This window comes from Allocatelliglobosispora scoriae (genome assembly GCF_014204945.1).
Taxonomy (GTDB): Bacteria; Actinomycetota; Actinomycetes; order Mycobacteriales; family Micromonosporaceae; genus Allocatelliglobosispora; species Allocatelliglobosispora scoriae.
This window is the reverse complement of record NZ_JACHMN010000003.1, coordinates 1,239,934-1,255,351: the sequence shown is the minus strand read 5'-3', so window position 1 is coordinate 1,255,351 and position 15,418 is coordinate 1,239,934. Positions and strand designations below refer to the sequence as shown.

13 protein-coding genes are annotated in these 15,418 nt (G+C 70.4%); 3 read left to right on the top strand and 10 right to left on the bottom strand.

Features of this window, described 5'->3' with window-relative positions; genetic code table 11:
- Positions 1 to 5 precede the first annotated feature (5 nt).
- Positions 6 to 2,258 (bottom strand): vWA domain-containing protein, encoded by a 2,253-nt coding sequence (locus F4553_RS32200; RefSeq protein ID WP_184843734.1) that lies wholly within the window; start codon positions 2,256 to 2,258, stop codon positions 6 to 8.
- A 305-nt stretch (positions 2,259 to 2,563) separates the two neighbouring features.
- Positions 2,564 to 3,136, bottom strand: a complete 573-nt coding sequence (locus F4553_RS32195; protein ID WP_184843731.1) for a TetR/AcrR family transcriptional regulator — start codon at positions 3,134 to 3,136, stop codon at positions 2,564 to 2,566.
- A gap of 110 nt (positions 3,137 to 3,246) precedes the next feature.
- On the opposite strand from F4553_RS32195, the gene F4553_RS42620 reads away from it, so the two are divergent.
- Positions 3,247 to 4,026, top strand: a complete 780-nt coding sequence (locus F4553_RS42620) for a pirin family protein (RefSeq protein ID WP_184843728.1) — start codon at positions 3,247 to 3,249, stop codon at positions 4,024 to 4,026.
- A gap of 76 nt (positions 4,027 to 4,102) precedes the next feature.
- Here F4553_RS42620 and F4553_RS32185 read toward each other — a convergent pair whose 3' ends face one another.
- The 3 genes from F4553_RS32185 to acnA form a co-directional block, all read right to left on the bottom strand.
- On the bottom strand, positions 4,103 to 4,759 hold the full coding sequence (locus F4553_RS32185) for an HAD family hydrolase (protein WP_184843725.1): 657 nt from the start codon (positions 4,757 to 4,759) through the stop codon (positions 4,103 to 4,105).
- 113 nt (positions 4,760 to 4,872) lie between these two features.
- A complete protein-coding gene (locus tag F4553_RS32180; RefSeq protein ID WP_184843722.1) occupies positions 4,873 to 5,697 on the bottom strand; it encodes a carbon-nitrogen hydrolase family protein in 825 nt (274 codons plus the stop codon).
- Between the two features lie 12 nt (positions 5,698 to 5,709).
- Positions 5,710 to 8,442: an aconitate hydratase AcnA gene (acnA, locus tag F4553_RS32175; protein WP_184843718.1), complete on the bottom strand. Its 2,733-nt coding sequence runs from the start codon at positions 8,440 to 8,442 to the stop codon at positions 5,710 to 5,712.
- Positions 8,443 to 8,592: 150 nt separating this feature from the next.
- On the opposite strand from acnA, the gene F4553_RS32170 reads away from it, so the two are divergent.
- Both F4553_RS32170 and F4553_RS32165 read left to right on the top strand, forming a co-directional pair.
- Entirely contained in the window at positions 8,593 to 8,946 is a 354-nt protein-coding gene (locus tag F4553_RS32170) for a VOC family protein (protein ID WP_184843716.1), read from the top strand.
- Between the two features lie 193 nt (positions 8,947 to 9,139).
- A complete protein-coding gene (locus F4553_RS32165) occupies positions 9,140 to 10,048 on the top strand; it encodes an RIO1 family regulatory kinase/ATPase domain-containing protein (RefSeq protein WP_184843713.1) in 909 nt (302 codons plus the stop codon).
- An 82-nt stretch (positions 10,049 to 10,130) separates the two neighbouring features.
- Here F4553_RS32165 and F4553_RS32160 read toward each other — a convergent pair whose 3' ends face one another.
- The 5 genes from F4553_RS32160 to F4553_RS32140 are packed head-to-tail and all read right to left on the bottom strand — an operon-like array spanning position 10,131 to position 15,387.
- On the bottom strand, positions 10,131 to 10,934 hold the full coding sequence (locus tag F4553_RS32160) for a DUF1295 domain-containing protein (protein WP_184843710.1): 804 nt from the start codon (positions 10,932 to 10,934) through the stop codon (positions 10,131 to 10,133).
- Complete coding sequence (locus F4553_RS32155) at positions 10,927 to 12,147, bottom strand: SAM-dependent methyltransferase (RefSeq protein WP_184843707.1); 1,221 nt, start codon at positions 12,145 to 12,147, stop codon at positions 10,927 to 10,929. Before F4553_RS32155 ends, F4553_RS32160 begins: the two co-directional genes overlap by 8 nt.
- A complete protein-coding gene (locus tag F4553_RS32150; protein ID WP_312875472.1) occupies positions 12,144 to 13,403 on the bottom strand; it encodes a class I SAM-dependent methyltransferase in 1,260 nt (419 codons plus the stop codon). The genes F4553_RS32155 and F4553_RS32150 overlap by 4 nt, the downstream gene beginning before the upstream one ends.
- A complete protein-coding gene (locus F4553_RS32145) occupies positions 13,400 to 14,143 on the bottom strand; it encodes a DUF1365 domain-containing protein (RefSeq protein ID WP_312875471.1) in 744 nt (247 codons plus the stop codon). Before F4553_RS32145 ends, F4553_RS32150 begins: the two co-directional genes overlap by 4 nt.
- On the bottom strand, positions 14,140 to 15,387 hold the full coding sequence (locus F4553_RS32140; protein WP_312875470.1) for an NAD(P)/FAD-dependent oxidoreductase: 1,248 nt from the start codon (positions 15,385 to 15,387) through the stop codon (positions 14,140 to 14,142). The genes F4553_RS32145 and F4553_RS32140 overlap by 4 nt, the downstream gene beginning before the upstream one ends.
- Positions 15,388 to 15,418: the final 31 nt, after the last annotated feature.

The window sequence follows — 15,418 nt, the reverse complement described above, 5'->3', positions numbered from 1 at the left end:
GTCACTCAGAGATCAAGGTCGACAGAGCCGGACGGCGGTGGCGGGGGAACCGTTGTCTCGTCATCGGAACCGCGTCCGACGTCCTCCACCAGCAGCCACAATCCCGTCACGTGCGGCAGGCCGGTCTGCTGTCCCAGGGGAAAGGTCAAGGTCTCCTCCGTGGGTACGCGCAGCGCGACCTTCCCGGCACCGGCGCGGCGCAGCCGGTAGCGGTTGGTGCCGGGCGAGACCGTCTGCAGCGACGGCACTCCCCCGTCATCGGGCACCCGGATGTCGAATTCGAACTCCTCCGCCTGCGCCTGTGCCGGGCCGGGCGCGATCGTGGGCTTGCGCTCGTGGCCGTTCTCGTAGAGCTTGAGGACGAGCCCGCCGACTCCCCGCTCCCGCCGAGCCATGATCAGCTTGATGCCGAGCCAGGCGAGGGCGAGCAGGACGAGCGCGGCCACGGCGACGATCGCCCACCACCACCGATCCCAGAAGGTGGGGACCGCGACCACGATCACGGCCAGCGGTTCGGCCTGGATCGGCTTGCCATCGGCGCCGATGACCTGGATCGCGCCGCCGAGCGGGCCCAGCTCGGCGTCCTTGCCGACGGCGACGGTGAAGGCGATCTCGCTCGAACCGGGGGCCGCGGTCGTGCCGGCCGGCGTCAGCGTGGCCGACCCGCTCTGCTTGAGGCTCGCCAGTTCCAGCCGGATCGGTGCGGCGGCACCGTCGTTGGCGAGCAGGACCTTGCCGGTGACCGACTCTCCCGGGTAGACGGTGGTGGAGTCCACGACGACCGTCGCGCGGATCACCGGCGGCCCGGTGGCGATCTCGATCGAGATCTCGTGCCGGTCGGTGGCGACACCCGGGCCCTTGGCGATGCCGGCGAGCGTGAGGGTTCCCGAGGCGTTGGCCGGCAGGGCGAAGCTGCCGCCGTAGTAGGCGTCTCCGGCCTGCCGGTCCGGCTCCTGACCGTCGTCGTGGAGCTGGATCGTCTGGTCGACGCCACCGCCCTTGAGGTGGGCCTCGAAGGTGAGTCCGGCGAGGGCGGACGCGTTGGTGATCTCGACATCCTCCCGGGTCTGCGGGCGCATCTTCACGGAGAAGCGCGAACCGGCGGCCGGGCTCGGCGGGTCGGGGTAGATGACCGACTTCAGGACGCCCTGCCACAGCACGCTGGCGCTGACCACCTGCTTGGCGACGGAGGCGGAGCCGGCCAGGTGCACCCGCCAGCGGCCGGGCCGGGGATTGCGGATGCGCATCGACTCGATCGCACCGCTGTGGCCGGAGAGGGTGAAGGAGGACCTGTCGACGTTGTCGCCGTCCTTGACCTGCTTGTCCTGCGGGTCGAAGTAGGTCACCTTGACCGAGGGGTCGCCCTTCACCACGCTGATCGAGCCGTCGGTGGCGATCAGCGGGATCTCCACGGTGAGGTCGACCTCGCCGCCGGCGGGCAGCTCGCCGTTGACCCCGGGTTCGGCGACGGCGCAGCGGGCGGTGGCGGAGACGTCGAGCATCGCCTGGACCAGCGCCGCCTTGTCCGGGACGGGGGTGAAGACCGGATCGGGCCGGGCGACACCGGCGCAGCTCGCCTTCGCCCCGCCCGCGGCGAAGGACTTCAGCATGTCGGCGTCGATGTCCGTACCGAAGCCGAGCGGCCAGATCTGGATCTTGTTGGCGAGGGCGCTCGGCAGCACCTCATCGGTGAGCAGCGCCTCGGCGGCTCGGCGGCGCGAGTCGGCGTCGGAGCCGTAGGCGCTGTCGTTGGCGACGTTGAGCTTCCCGTCGGTCATCAGCAGCAGCACGCGCGGCGCGTCGTCGGTGAACCCCTTGAGCAGCGTGATGCCCTGGCTGAGCGCGGCGACGAAATCGGTGTCGTGCCCCTCGGCCTCGGTCCGCCGGTTGATCTGCTCGCGGATGCAGGCGGCCATGGCGTCGCGGTCCGCCGCCGGTGCGTCCGGCTTCAGCATGCACTGCCGGGCGTCGACCGCCCGGCCGCCACCGGTGGAGCTGCCGAAACCGAAGATGGTGATCGACGACTTGGGCGACAGCTCGCCCAGCGCGATGATCGTCGCGGCCTCCCGCTCGCGCAGCACGTCGGCCGGGGCCAGGCTGCCGGACTCGTCGACCGCGATGACGATCCGGACCGGCTGTGTGTCGTCTCCGACCGCCAGTCGCGCGGCGACCGCGCCCGGAGCAGCCGCAGCCGGTGCCGCGACCCCGCCCGTCAGGGCGAGCACCCCCACCGCGACCACACTCGACAGTCGCAGCATCCGTCGCCGGGCCGGGGCCGGCCTGCCGCCGTCCGAGATTCGGCCTCCCGGACTCGTTCGCTCAGAAATCACTGTCCCGCCACCGCCACATGTCGTGTGCCCTGTCCGCCGGAGATGACGACACGCCTCTCGGTGTCGTTGGCCGTTTCTGACGGACAGAGCAGCGGGCGGGAACCCGCCACGACCGCTCACGGACGCGCATTCACCTGATGCGCGGGGATCATCGGCCGGATCGGCCGACCCGAACCGACCGGTCCGGTGGCGAGGGCGGTGGATGGGCGAGCGGTGCCGATCCGACGGGCGCTCTAGCGGCGGCGGACGGTCTCCTCGACGAGGTCGAGCACCGGACCCAGGTCACCGGCGGGACGGCCCATCGCCAGGTGCAGCACGAGCCCGTCGTAGGCGAGCTCCAGGAAGCGCATCAGGTCCTCGACCGGCACGTCGTCGCGGAGCAGCCCGGCCTCGCGCTTGCGCTGCAGCCGCTCGGCGGTGGCGGCCTCGATCGCGGTGACCCGTGCCGACCAGCGCTCGGCGAAGGCGGGGTCGGTCCGCAGCCGCCGCGACACCTCCAGCTGGGTGCCGAGCCAGCCGGCCGCGCCGGGGTCGGCGGCGTGCGCCAAGAGGTCCCGCATGACCTGCACGAGGCCGTCGCGGGCGACCGTGGCGACCATCTCGGCGGCGTCGTCCTCGGCGACGGCGAGGAAGAGGGAGTCCTTGTCGCGGAAGTGGTGGAAGATGGCGCCCCGGGACAGCCCGGTAGCCTCTTCGAGACGGCGGACCGTGGCGCCCTCGTAGCCGAAGCGGGCGAAGCACGCGCGAGCGGCACCGAGGATCTCCTGCCGCCGCGCGTCGAGCTGATCCTGGCTCACCCTGGGCACACCGAAGATCTTCCCAGGTCACGCGTCGTGATGCAATCCGTACGTACGGCTTGGTCAACTCACCGACCCCGTTCGGGAATAGTTGAACCAACAACAACCTTGTACGGATCGTGAAACTCTCGACCGTCGCACCCGCGAAGAGCCGCACCGACATCCGCTACGCCGACGAGCGCGGCAAGACCCGCATCTCCTGGCTGGACTCGAAGCACTCCTTCTCCTTCGGCCGCCATTACGACCCGCGCAACACCCACCACGGGCTGCTGCTGGTCAACAACGACGATGTCGTCTCACCCGGCGCGGGCTTCGAGACCCACCCGCACCGCGACATGGAGATCGTCACCTGGGTCCTGCGCGGCTCGCTCGTGCACCAGGACTCCACCGGGCACTCCGGGGTGATCTACCCGGGCCTGGCCCAGCGGATGAGCGCGGGCAAGGGCATCCTGCACTCGGAGAAGAACGACTCCTGGCGCCTCGGCGGCGAGCAGCACCGCGACCCGGTGCACTTCGTCCAGATGTGGGTGGTGCCCGACAGCGACGGGATCACCCCCGGCTATGAGCAGCTCGAGATCGACGACGAGCTGCTGCGCGGCGGGCTGGTGACGGTCGCGTCCGGCATGGCGAAGCACGACGGCGCGGCGGCGATCCGGATCAAGAACCGGCACGCGGCACTGCACGTGGCCCGCCTGCAGCCGGGCGGGACCGCCGAGCTGCCCGAGGCGCCCTACCTGCACCTCTTCGTGGCTCGCGGCGCCGTGACCCTGGAGGGCGCCGGAGCCCTCACCGAGGGCGACTCGGTCCGCTTCACCGCCACCGGCGGCCAGAAGGTGACCGCGACCGCCGACGCTGAGGTCCTGGTCTGGGAGATGCACGCGGCGATCGCCACCCGGTGACCTCCCGAGTCACGTTCTGCAGCAAACCGTGGCCATTTCGCTCCGCGAGGCCACGCTTTGCTGCAGAACGTGACGGCTAACGCCGAGGCGCTGCGGCCATCACGGCGGCGACCGCCTGGATGACGCCGTTGACGGCGCGGGTCGGGGCGAACCTCGGCTCGCGCCACTCGCGCCCGCGGCGGATCCAGATGCTCGGCAGGCCCAGGCCCGCCGCACCGCCGATGTCGGCCTCGGGGCTCTCCCCGATCACCCAGGCGCCGCGCAGCCGCATCCGGGCCCGCTCCGCGGCGATCTCGAAGATGCGCGGATTGGGCTTGCGGCAGTCGACCTCCTCGGAGATCACCCAATCGAGCACGAAGCGGTCGAGTCCGGTACGCCGGATCTTCGCCTCCTGTTGCCGAACGTCACCGTTGGTGACGATGAAGGGCACCCAACCGGCGTCCTCGGCGATCCGCAGCGCGGCACCGACCATCGGGTCGAGCTTGGTGTATTCGATGGCGCCCTGGTACAGCTCCTCCACAAGGTCCACAATGGAGACAAGCAGGTCATAGCGTTGCCGAATGCCCTCGGCCACGTCCCAGCGCGACGTCAGCCCGTCGGCGTCGAGGTCGAGCAACCAGTCGATGTCATAGTCGGGCGCCCCGATTTCGGCCAGAAAGCGGCTACCCCACGCCCGAAACGCCCCCAGACGGTCGATGAGCGTGTTGTCGAGATCGAGGAGTAGCAGGGGCACGCGGGCACACTACGTGACGATCGACACGATCCGAAAGTCCCGGCGGCGATTTGAATGGCATGCGATTGGCCACCGAGGTGCCGCGCCGGACCCGCGGGTGGGAGCGCGGCGCCTCATCCGTCCCACCTGTCCCGGGCGCCACCGGCGTCCCGTGGACGGTCCCGCACCATGGGATGCCCGGTTCGCGTGAATGCCAGCTGCTCCAGCGTCAGCACCGCCGTCACGACCCGGTCGCCGTCGAGTGGACCTTTCGCCAGCGTCCGCCCCTCGGGATCGAAGATCGCCGCACCACCGTTGAACGACCACGGCTCGGCACCGCCGACCGGGTTGGCGAAGACGACGTAACTCGTGTTGTCCAGAGCCCGCGCCGGGTAATAGATGTCACGTCGGTGTTCCGACCCTCGGACATAGGCCGACGGGTAGAGCAGCCCGTGCACGTCGTCCTCCGTCGCCGCGCGGGCGTGCTCCGGGAAGCAGCCGTCGTAACAGACCCCCAGGCCGAAGCGCCAGCCGTCCAGGTGCAGGGTGGCACCGCTGGTCCCGGCCGCGAAGAGCGCCTGCTCCTGTGCGCCGCAGAGGTTCTGCTTGGCGTATGCGTCGCGCACCTCGCCCGCCCGGTCCACCACGAGGGCGGAGCAGGTGCGCGAGCCGTCCGGTCGGCGTACCGCCGCGCCGATGACGACGACCGCGGCCCGGTCGCGCGCGACGGCCCGCAGCGGGTCCAGGCGCGCGTCCTGCGGCGTCACGTCGGTCCCGGCCGGATCAAGAGCGAGCAGATCCAGCTGGTACGCCGAGAGGAAGAGCTCCGGCAGCACCACGAGTTCCGCACCCGCGTCGGCGGCCTCCGACACGAGAGCGGCGGCCCTGGCCGTGTTGCCCGGGATGTCCCCGGGTTCCGCATAGGCCTGGACCGCCGCCACCGTCAACGTCTCCCTCATAGGGAGAGTGAACTAGCTTTCGATCATCTTCCGCAACACGTACTGCAGGATGCCGCCGTGGCGGTAGTAGTCCGCCTCGCCGGGCGTGTCGATGCGGACGACGGCGTCGAACTCGACATCCCCGGCCTGCACGCGAACCGTCTTCGGCGTGACACCCTCGTTGAGCTGCTCCACGCCCGTGATCGAGATCGTCTCGTCACCGGTGAGCCCCAGCGTCTCGGCGGTCTGGCCGGCCGGGTACTGCAGCGGCAGGACGCCCATGCCGATCAGGTTGGAGCGGTGGATGCGCTCGTAGGACTCGGCGATGACCGCGCGGACGCCGAGCAGCATCGTGCCCTTCGCCGCCCAGTCCCGCGAGGAGCCCGAGCCGTACTCCTTGCCCGCGTAGATCACCAGCGGGATCCCCGCGGCCTGGTAGTTCTGGCTCGCGTCGTAGATGCTCGACACCGGCGCGCCCTCGACCGTGAAGTCGCGGGTGAAGCCGCCCTCGGTGCCCGGCGCCACCTGGTTGCGCAGGCGGATGTTGGCGAAGGTGCCCCGGATCATGACCTCGTGGTTGCCCCGGCGCGAGCCGTAGGAGTTGAAGTCGCGCTTGTCCACGCCGTGCTCGGCGAGGTAGCGACCGGCGGGCGAGTCCGCCTTGATCGAACCGGCCGGGCTGATGTGGTCGGTCGTCACCGAGTCGCCGAGCTTCGCCAGCACCCGGGCACCGGCGATGTCGGTGACCGGCGACGGCTGGTGTGCCATGCCCTCGAAGTACGGGGGCTTGCGCACGTAGGTCGAGTCACCGGCCCAGGCGAAGGTGTCGCCGGCGGGCGTCGGCAGCGAGCGCCAGCGCTCGTCACCGCGGAAGACGTCGACGTAGCCCTTGCTGAACATGTCGGACGTGATCGCCTCGGCGATCGTCGCCTCGACCTCGGCCGGGCTCGGCCAGATGTCGGCGAGGTGCACCGGGTTGCCCGAGGAGTCATAGCCCAGCGGGTCGCGGGACAGGTCGATGTCCATCGTCCCGGCGATCGCGTAGGCGACGACGAGCGGCGGCGACGCCAGGTAGTTCATCTTGACGTCCGGGTTGATCCGGCCCTCGAAGTTGCGGTTGCCCGACAGCACCGAGACGACCGCGAGGTCGGCCTCGTTGACGGCGGCGCTGATCTCGTCGAAGAGCGGGCCGGAGTTGCCGATGCACGTGGTGCAGCCGTAGCCGACCAGGTGGAACCCGAGCTTCTCCAGGTAGGGCGTGAGGCCCGCCTTGTTGTAGTAGTCCGTGACGACCTGCGAGCCGGGCGCGAGCGTGGTCTTGACCCACGGCTTGCGGGTCAGCCCGCGCTCGACGGCCTTCTTGGCCAGCAGCGCCGCACCGATCATGACCTGCGGGTTGGACGTGTTGGTGCAGGAGGTGATCGAGGCGATCACGACCGCGCCGTGGTCCAGCTCGAAGGAGGTGCCGTCGGCCAGCGTGACGGCGGTCGGCTTCGCCACGCGCCCGTTGGAGGTCCGCGAGTTGGAGGCCGGCGGGTCGGAGGCGGGGAAGCTCTCCTCGCCCTCCTCGTCGGTGGCGTCGGCGACGACGTAATCCGGCAGCGCGCCCCGGAACGCGGTCTTCGCGTCGGTGAGCGCGACCCGGTCCTGCGGGCGCTTCGGTCCGGCGATCGACGGCACGACGGTGCTGAGGTCGAGCTCCAGGTACTCCGAGAACTCCGGCTCGACCGACGGGTCGTGCCACAGGCCCTGACGCTTGGCGTAGGCCTCGACGAGGGCGAGCTGCTCGGCCGGGCGACCGGTCAGGCGCATGTAGTCGATCGTCTGGGTGTCGATCGGGAAGATCGCGCAGGTGGAGCCGAACTCGGGGCTCATGTTGCCGATCGTGGCCCGGTTGGCGAGCGGCACGGCGGTGACGCCGGGGCCGTAGAACTCGACGAACTTGCCGACGACGCCGTGCTTGCGCAGCTGCTGGGTGATGGTGAGCACCAGGTCGGTCGCGGTGGCACCGCTGGGCAGCTCACCGTGCAGCTTGAAGCCGACCACGCGCGGGATCAGCATGCTGACCGGCTGCCCGAGCATCGCGGCCTCGGCCTCGATGCCGCCGACGCCCCAGCCCAGCACGCCGATGCCGTTGACCATGGTGGTGTGCGAGTCGGTGCCGACCACCGTGTCCGGGTAGGCCTGCCCGTTGCGGGGCATCACCACGCGGGCCAGGTGCTCGATGTTGACCTGGTGCACGATGCCGGTGCCGGGCGGCACGACCTTGAACTCGTCGAAGGCGGTCTGGCCCCAGCGCAGGAACTGGTAGCGCTCCTGGTTGCGCCCGTACTCGAACTCGACGTTGCGCTCGAACGCGTCGGCCCGGCCGAAGATGTCGGCGATGACCGAGTGGTCGATGACGAGCTCGGCCGGGGCGAGCGGGTTGACCTTGGCGGGGTCGCCGCCGAGGTCCTTGATCGCCTCGCGCATCGTGGCGAGGTCGACGACGCAGGGCACGCCGGTGAAGTCCTGCATCAGCACCCGGGCCGGGGTGAACTGGATCTCCACGCTCGGCTCGGCGGCGGGGTCCCAGCCGCCCAGCGCCCGGATGTGGTCGGCCGTGATGTTGGCGCCGTCCTCGGTCCGCAGCAGGTTCTCCAGCAGGATCTTCAGGCTGTATGGCAGGCGCTGATGGCCCTCGACCTTGTCGATCGTGAAAATCTCGTAGCTCGCGTCGCCGACGTCGAGCTGGCTCTTGGCACCGAAGGTGTCGAGGCTGGCCACCGTCGCACTCCTTAACAGTCAGTCTTCTTTTGGAAGTCAGTCTTTCGCACAGCCGCTCGGTCCGCCGGGTTAGGGCGAACTAAGCTCCGCGCATCTTCCAAACCGTACGTCCGTCTTGTTAACCGCGCAACTCCGTGCCACGATGTGGGCATGATCCATCACGTACAGGTCGCGTGCCCTCGGGGCAGCGAGGACGCCCTGCGGGCGTACTACGTCGGGGTGCTGGGGATGACCGAGAAGCGCAAGCCGCCGGCGCTCGCGATCCGGGGCGGCTGCTGGTTCGTCAGCCCCGGCGGCGGCGAGCTGCACCTCGGCGTCGAGGACGACTTCCGGCCCGCCCGCAAGGCCCACCCCGCCTTCGTCTGGGCCGACCTCGACGCCCTGGCGGCGCGGCTGACCTCGCTGAACCTGCCGGTCGTCTGGGGCGAGGACGAGGTGCCGGGCGTCCGCCGCTTCCACACCGAGGACTGCCACGGCAACCGCCTGGAGTTCGTCGCCGCCTGACCACAAGCCAAGGGCTCTTGGAGAAGCGCAGCAATTAATCACTTGACGGGGTCCGGGAGGAGCCCGTTAGGCTTTGCGAGTCCGGCCGCACTGGGTCCGGCGTGAGTGTCAGAGGAGGTTGAGCCGTGATGCGTGTCTTTGCCGTGTTCACCATGCCTACTTTCTCTTCCACTCAAGCTTTGGAGACCCCGCAGTGCGCAACAACCGCCGTAGCCGTTTTGACGACGACGACGCAAGCCTGACCTTCGAGAAGTTCTTCGACGAAGAACACGAGGACGACACCACCGCCAACGACGGTCCCGAGCACGGTGACCGTTGGTCGACGTGGGACCTGTCCTCCCCGACCGAACGCGGTCCGCTGCCGCACCCCGACTGGCTCATCACCGAGCTCGCCGCGGTCGACGTGGAGCGCGGCATCCTCAAGACCGGCAAGGAAGCCGACGTCTTCCTGCTCTCCCGCGAGGTCCCCGGCACCGACCGGGGATGCCTGCTCGCGGCGAAGCGTTACCGCAGCCACGACCACCGGCTCTTCCACCGCGACGCGGGCTACCTGGAGGGGCGCCGGGTCAAGGAGTCCCGGACCAACCGCGCCATGGCGAGCCGCAGCGCCTTCGGCAAGGAGGCGATCGCCGCGACCTGGGCCGGTGCGGAGTTCGGCGCGCTGTGCCGGCTCTGGGAGACGGCTCTGCAGCTGGAGATCGAGCCGTTCACGCCCTACCCGGTGCAGATCCTCGGCACCGAGATCCTGCAGGAGTTCATCGGCACTCCCGACGGGGTGGCCGCACCCCGGCTCGCCGCGGTGCGCGCCGATGTGAAGGAGCTCGAGGACCTGTGGGAGCAGCTCCTGCTGGCGCTGCGGGTCCTGGCCCGCTCCGGGTACGCCCACGGCGACCTCTCCGCCTACAACATCCTCGTCCACGAGGGGCGGTTGGTCGTCATCGATCTCCCGCAGATCGTGGACGTGGTGGCCAACCCGCAGGGCCGGCGCTTCATGGAGCGCGACGTGCTCAACGTGGCGACCTGGTTCACCGCGAAGGGCCTGACCGGCATCGACGCCCCGCAGATCACCCGGGACCTGATGGCCGAAACCGGCCAGCAGTAGTGCCAGCTCAGCACATGATCGGCGCAACTCTGGAAGAGTTGCGCCGATCATGTGGCCGATCTGGAGCCGATCCCGGGCCGGGTCAGGCCGAACGCTTCGGTGGCCAGGGGAAGAAGCCGCTGGTACGCGCGACGTAGTCGGCATAGCCCGGCCTGCGGTTGGCCATGTCCTTCTCCAGCAGCGGCTTGCCGGTCTTCTTCGCCAGCAGCCAGTTCATCGCCAGCGGGGACAGGATCGTCGCCGCGCCGAGCCAGCCGCCGCTCGCGGCCATGAGGTAGAGCCCCCACCAGACGGTCGCGTCGCCGAAGTAGTTGGGGTGCCGGGAGTAGCGCCACAGTCCCGAGTCCAGCACCTCGCCCTTGTTGGCCGGGTTGCCGGTGAAGCGGACCAGCTGATAGTCGCCGACGGCCTCGAAGAAGAGCCCGACCGCCCAGATCGCGACGCCGACCCAGAAGAGCCAGTTCGGCGGATCGGGGTCATACTGCGCGATCTGGACCGGCAGCGAGATGAACCACATGCTCAGGCCCTGCAGCAGGTAGACCATCCGCAGCGCGTAGGCGGTCCGGCTGCCCTTGGCCCGCGACAGCATCTGCTCGTAGCGCGGGTCCTCGCCGTGGCCCCGGGCCCGCCAGGCGATGTGCCCGGCGAGGCGCAGCCCCCACGCCACGGTGGCGCCCATGACGACGAGCCGGCGAGTGGTGTCGCCGTGCCCCGAGGAGAGGACGAAGGTGGTGACCGCGATCGCGGCGAAGCCGATGCCCCAGGCGATGTCGACGACGCGGTGCTTGTCGATCACGGTGCCGATGATGAAGGTGATCATCACGACGGTGAGCGCGGCCATCGCCGCGTAGATCAGGTTGACGCCGACGGCGCCGAGGTCAGGCATCGCGGACCGCCAGGATCTGGTCGACGCCCATGCGGCGCTCCTCGAAGGCGAGCGCGCCGCCGACGAGGTAGAGCCGCCAGACCCGCGCGGTGGGCTCGCCGACGAGGTCGACGACGGCGTCCCAGCGCTCCTCCAGGGTGGCGAGCCACGCCCGCGCCGTCCGCGTGTAGTGCTCGCGCAGCGCCTCCACGTGCCGCACCTCCAGGCCCGCCCGCTCGATCATGGCGACCGTCTCGCCGACGGGGCGCATGTGCATGTCCGGCGCGATGTAGGACTCGATGAAGGCACCGCCGCCGGGACGGTTGGCGCCCCGCGACATCTGCTGCACCAGCAGGCGTCCGCCGGGCTGGAGCTTGTCGCGCAGCCCCCGGATGAACGCCGGGTACTTGTCCTCGCCGACGTGCTCGCCCATCTCCACGGTGGCGACCGCGTCGAATCCGGTGTCGGCGATGTCGCGGTAGTCGCTCAGGCGTACCTGGACGAGGTGGTCGAGGCCCGCGGCCGCGACGCGCGCGGTGACGAAGGCGTGCTGCTGGGCCGCGAGGGTGACCGCGACGACCTCGACGCCGTAGTGCTCGGCAGCGTGCGCCGTGAGCGAGCCCCAGCCGCAGCCGACGTCGAGCAGGCGCATGCCGGGCTTCAGGCCCAGCTTGGTGCAGATGAGGTCCAGCTTGGCCCGCTGCGCGTCGGCGAGGCTCATCCCGTCCGCGGTGAAGTAGGCGCAGGAGTAGGCCATCGTCTCGTCGAGCAGCAGCGCGTAGAACTCGTTGGACAGGTCGTAGTGGTGCGCGATCGCCGCCCGGTCCCGCTCCCGGCTGTGCAGGTCGCCGTCGAGCTGCGCCTGCACCTCCGGCGGCGCCGGGGGCAGGCCGAAAGCCCCGAGCTTGATCGCCGTGGTCAGCGCGCGCATCCGCTGGGGTACGCCGACCCGCACCCCGTCCGGCAGGGAGGTGCGGGCGAAGCGCCACACGGTCCGCAGGGCGAGCTCGATGTCGCCCTCGACGTCGATCTCCTTGGTGACATACGCCTGGGCCAGGCCGAGCTCGTTGGGCTGCCAGAGGAGCCGCCGCAGCGCCTGCGGATCGTTGACGACGAGCACCGGACCGCCGGCCGGACCGCTCTCGGTGCCGTCCCAGGCCCGCAGCCGGATCGGCGGCTCGCCACCGACGACACCGCCGACGACCGTCGCGAGCAGTCCCGCCGCGCCGCTCATCGGGCCGGCTCCATCACGAGTTGGTAGACGTTGAGGTAGCCGGTGGAGAAGCCCGCCTCGCAGTAGGCGAGGTAGAGCTTCCAGGTGCGCCCGAAGGTCGAGTCGAAACCGGCCCGGGTGACCTGGGAGGCGTTGGCGGTGAAGCGTTCCCGCCACAGCCGCAGCGTCTCGGCGTAGTGCTCGCCGAAGGCGAACCGGTCGGCGACCCGCAGCCCGGTGTGCCGGGCCAGGATCTTCTCGATCGCGGGCAGCGACGGGATCAGGCCGCCGGGGAAGACGTACTTGTGCATCCACGTGTAGGACTTGCGGGAGGCCCGCATCCGGTCGTGCGGCATCGTGATCGCCTGGATGCCGATCCGCCCGCCCGGGGCGAGCAGCCGGTCCAGGGTGGCGAAGTAGGTCGGCCAGTAGCGCTCCCCCACCGCCTCGATCATCTCGACGCTGAGGATCGCGTCGTACGCGCGCTCACCGGCGATCTCCCGGTAGTCCCGCAGCTCGACGGTGATCCGGTCGGCGACACCGGCCCGCTCGGCCCGCTCGATCGCGAGCGCCCGCTGCTCGGCGGAGAGCGTCACCGTGTGCACGGTCGCTCCCCGCTGCGCGGCGCGGATCGCGAGCTCGCCCCAGCCGGTGCCGATCTCCAGGACCCGGCTGCCGTCGGTGACGCCGGTCTGGTCCAGCAGTCGATCGATCTTGCGGCGCTGGGCGTCGGCGAGCCGGTCGAAGCTCGGCACCTCGCCGCCGCGCAGCGGCGAGTCGAACAGCGCCGCGGAGTAGGTCATCGTGTCGTCGAGGAAGAGCGAGAAGAGCTCGTTGGAGAGGTCGTAGTGGCGGTGGATGTTGCGCTTCGCACCGTCGAGCGTGTTCGTCTCCTCGGCCGGGAAGCGGGCGCCATGGAAATGGCGCAGCCACTGCAGGCTCGACGGCACGATCCGCTCGACGTTGTCGGCGAAGACCGCGAGCAGGGCGGGCAGGTCGTCGGTCTCCCAGTCGCCCGCCTGGTAGGCCTCACCGAAGCCGACGAGCCCGGCCGTACCGAGGCGGCGGTGGAAGGCCTGCTCATCGCGGACCCGCAGGATGGGACTGTCGGGAGTGGAGCCGACGATGCGGCCGTCCGGGTACTGCACCCGCAGCGGCAGCCGGGCGGCGACGCGGCGGACCAGCAGGGCCGCGACCGAGGCCCGGAACCTGCTCCGGGGCACCGCCGCGACATCCGGCCAGCGAGCCTTGTCGACCATGGGGGGACTGGTGGTCACCGGACACCTTCCTGTGTTTTGTGGGGTTGCCGAGCAACGACCGGCAGCCGGCGTAGGTAGAGACGGATTCCCTGATAGCGAATCCGCGCGCTGGCCAGCAGCGGGCTGAGGGGGTGGCGCAGGGCCAGCCGGAGCAGGGCGCCGGACGTGGCGGCGCGTCGCCGCCCCGTCAGGGTGGCGACGAATACCTGCTTGCCGTGGTGTGCCAACTTGATCATTAAGCGTAGCCGTTCGTCCGGCGCCGGGAGCCGCATCTCATATTCACCCTCGACGGCGAAGAACGGGGAAACGTAGAACTCCTTGCCGGTGGCGTAACGGTCGTCCCCACCCGGCGTCAGCAGATAGCAGTGCCGCTCGCCGTAGGTGTTGTGCACCTCGGCGAGGACGCAGGCGAGCTCGCCGGCCTCGTCGAAGCACCAGAAGACGGTGAGCGGGTTGAAGACGTATCCGAACACCCGGGCCTGGGCCAGCATCAGGATGCGCCCACCGCGCAGCTCCACGCCGCGCAGCCGGGCGAACTCCTCGACGTTGGCCCGGATGTCGCGAGCGGGGTCGCCGAGGTGGTCGGCGGCGGTGAACCGGGCCAGCGGCCGCAGCGCCCACGGCAGCACCGGCATCCGGTCCAGGTCGACGAGCCACTGATAGGTGGCGTAGCGGAAGGCGTGGCGCAGCGGGGTGCCGCGGACATGGGAGACGACCGACTCGTAGAGCGCGCTCGACGCCAACCCTGCCCTGGTCACCACTGCACCCCCAGCGCTCGCGCGGCCGCCACGCCCGAGCGGCAGCCGTCCTCGTGGAAGCCCCATCCATGGTAGGCACCGGCGAAGGCGATCGTCGATGTCGTCAGCTCCGGCAGCCGCCGCTGCGCGGCGAGCGAGGCGGGCGTGTAGATCGGGTGCTCGTAGACCATCGAGGCGAGCACCTTCGCGGGGTCCACCTCGTCGCCGGGGTTGAGCGTGACGATGAAGTCGTCGGCGGCGTCGAGCCGCTGCAGCCGGTTCATGTGGTAGCTGACCTTCACCCCGCCCGGCTGCGGGTGGCAGGACGGCATCAGGTGGTTCCAGCTCGCCCGCGCATTGGCCCGCCGCGGCAGCACCCCGGTGTCGGTGTGCAGCACGGTCGGGTTCAGCGAGTAGGTGAAGGCGCCCAGCACCTCGCGCTCGGTGGCCGACGGGTCGGCGAGCAGCGCCAGCGCCTGGTCGGCGTGGGTCGCGATCACGGCCGCGTCGAAGACGGCGATCTCGTCGGCGTCGTCGCGCACGCTCACCCCGTCGGCGGTACGCGCCACCGCCCGCACCGGCGTACTCGTGTGCACCGCGGCGAGCCGCTTCGCGACGAGGTCCACATAGGTACGCGAGCCGCCGGTGACCGTTCGCCACGTCGGTGAGCCGCCGACCGAGAGCATGCCGTGGTTGGCGAGGAAGGAGAAGAGGTAGCGGGCCGGGTAGTCGGCGACCGCCTGGGTGCCGCAGGACCACACCGCCGAGACGAGCGGCACGGCGAAGTGCTGGATGAAGTAGTCGGTGTAGCGCCCCGCCGCGAGGAACTCCCCGAGGGTGGGCTCGGTCTCCGTCTCGGGCCGGTCGAGCAGCGCCCGCGCCTCCCGGTGGAAGACCGGCACCTGGGCGAGCAGGCGCAGGAAGCGGGGGTCGGCGGCGTTGGCCGGGCGGGCGAAGAGGCCGGGGAGCTTGCGGGCACCCGCGTACTCCAGCCCGCAGCCGCGGCACATCACCGACAGGCTCATCTCGGTCTCCTGGCTCGCCACCCCGAGCTCGTCGAGCAGGCGGATGAGCATGGGGTAGGTCCGCTCGTTGAAGACGATGAAGCCCGAGTCGACGGCGACGCTGTGCCCGCCGGAGGCGACGTCATGGGTGTGCGCGTGCCCGCCGAGCCGATCGCCGGCTTCGAAGATGGTCACGTCGTATTCGCGTTGAAGCAGGTAGGCAGCAGTGAGACCGGCGACACCGCCGCCGATGACCGCCACGCGTCGAGGTTTGCCGAAGGGAGCCACGTGG

What these genes read in the sequence shown, in the direction of transcription:
- F4553_RS32160 (WP_184843710.1), bottom strand. Translation starts at nt 10,934, where the DNA reads ATGCCTGACCTCGGCGCCGTCGGCGTCAACCTGATCTACGCGGCGATG.
- F4553_RS32170 (WP_184843716.1), top strand. Translation starts at nt 8,593, where the DNA reads ATGATCCATCACGTACAGGTCGCGTGCCCTCGGGGCAGCGAGGACGCC.
- F4553_RS32155 (WP_184843707.1), bottom strand. Translation starts at nt 12,147, where the DNA reads ATGAGCGGCGCGGCGGGACTGCTCGCGACGGTCGTCGGCGGTGTCGTC.
- F4553_RS32200 (WP_184843734.1), bottom strand. Translation starts at nt 2,258, where the DNA reads ATGCTGCGACTGTCGAGTGTGGTCGCGGTGGGGGTGCTCGCCCTGACG.
- F4553_RS32180 (WP_184843722.1), bottom strand. Translation starts at nt 5,697, where the DNA reads ATGAGGGAGACGTTGACGGTGGCGGCGGTCCAGGCCTATGCGGAACCC.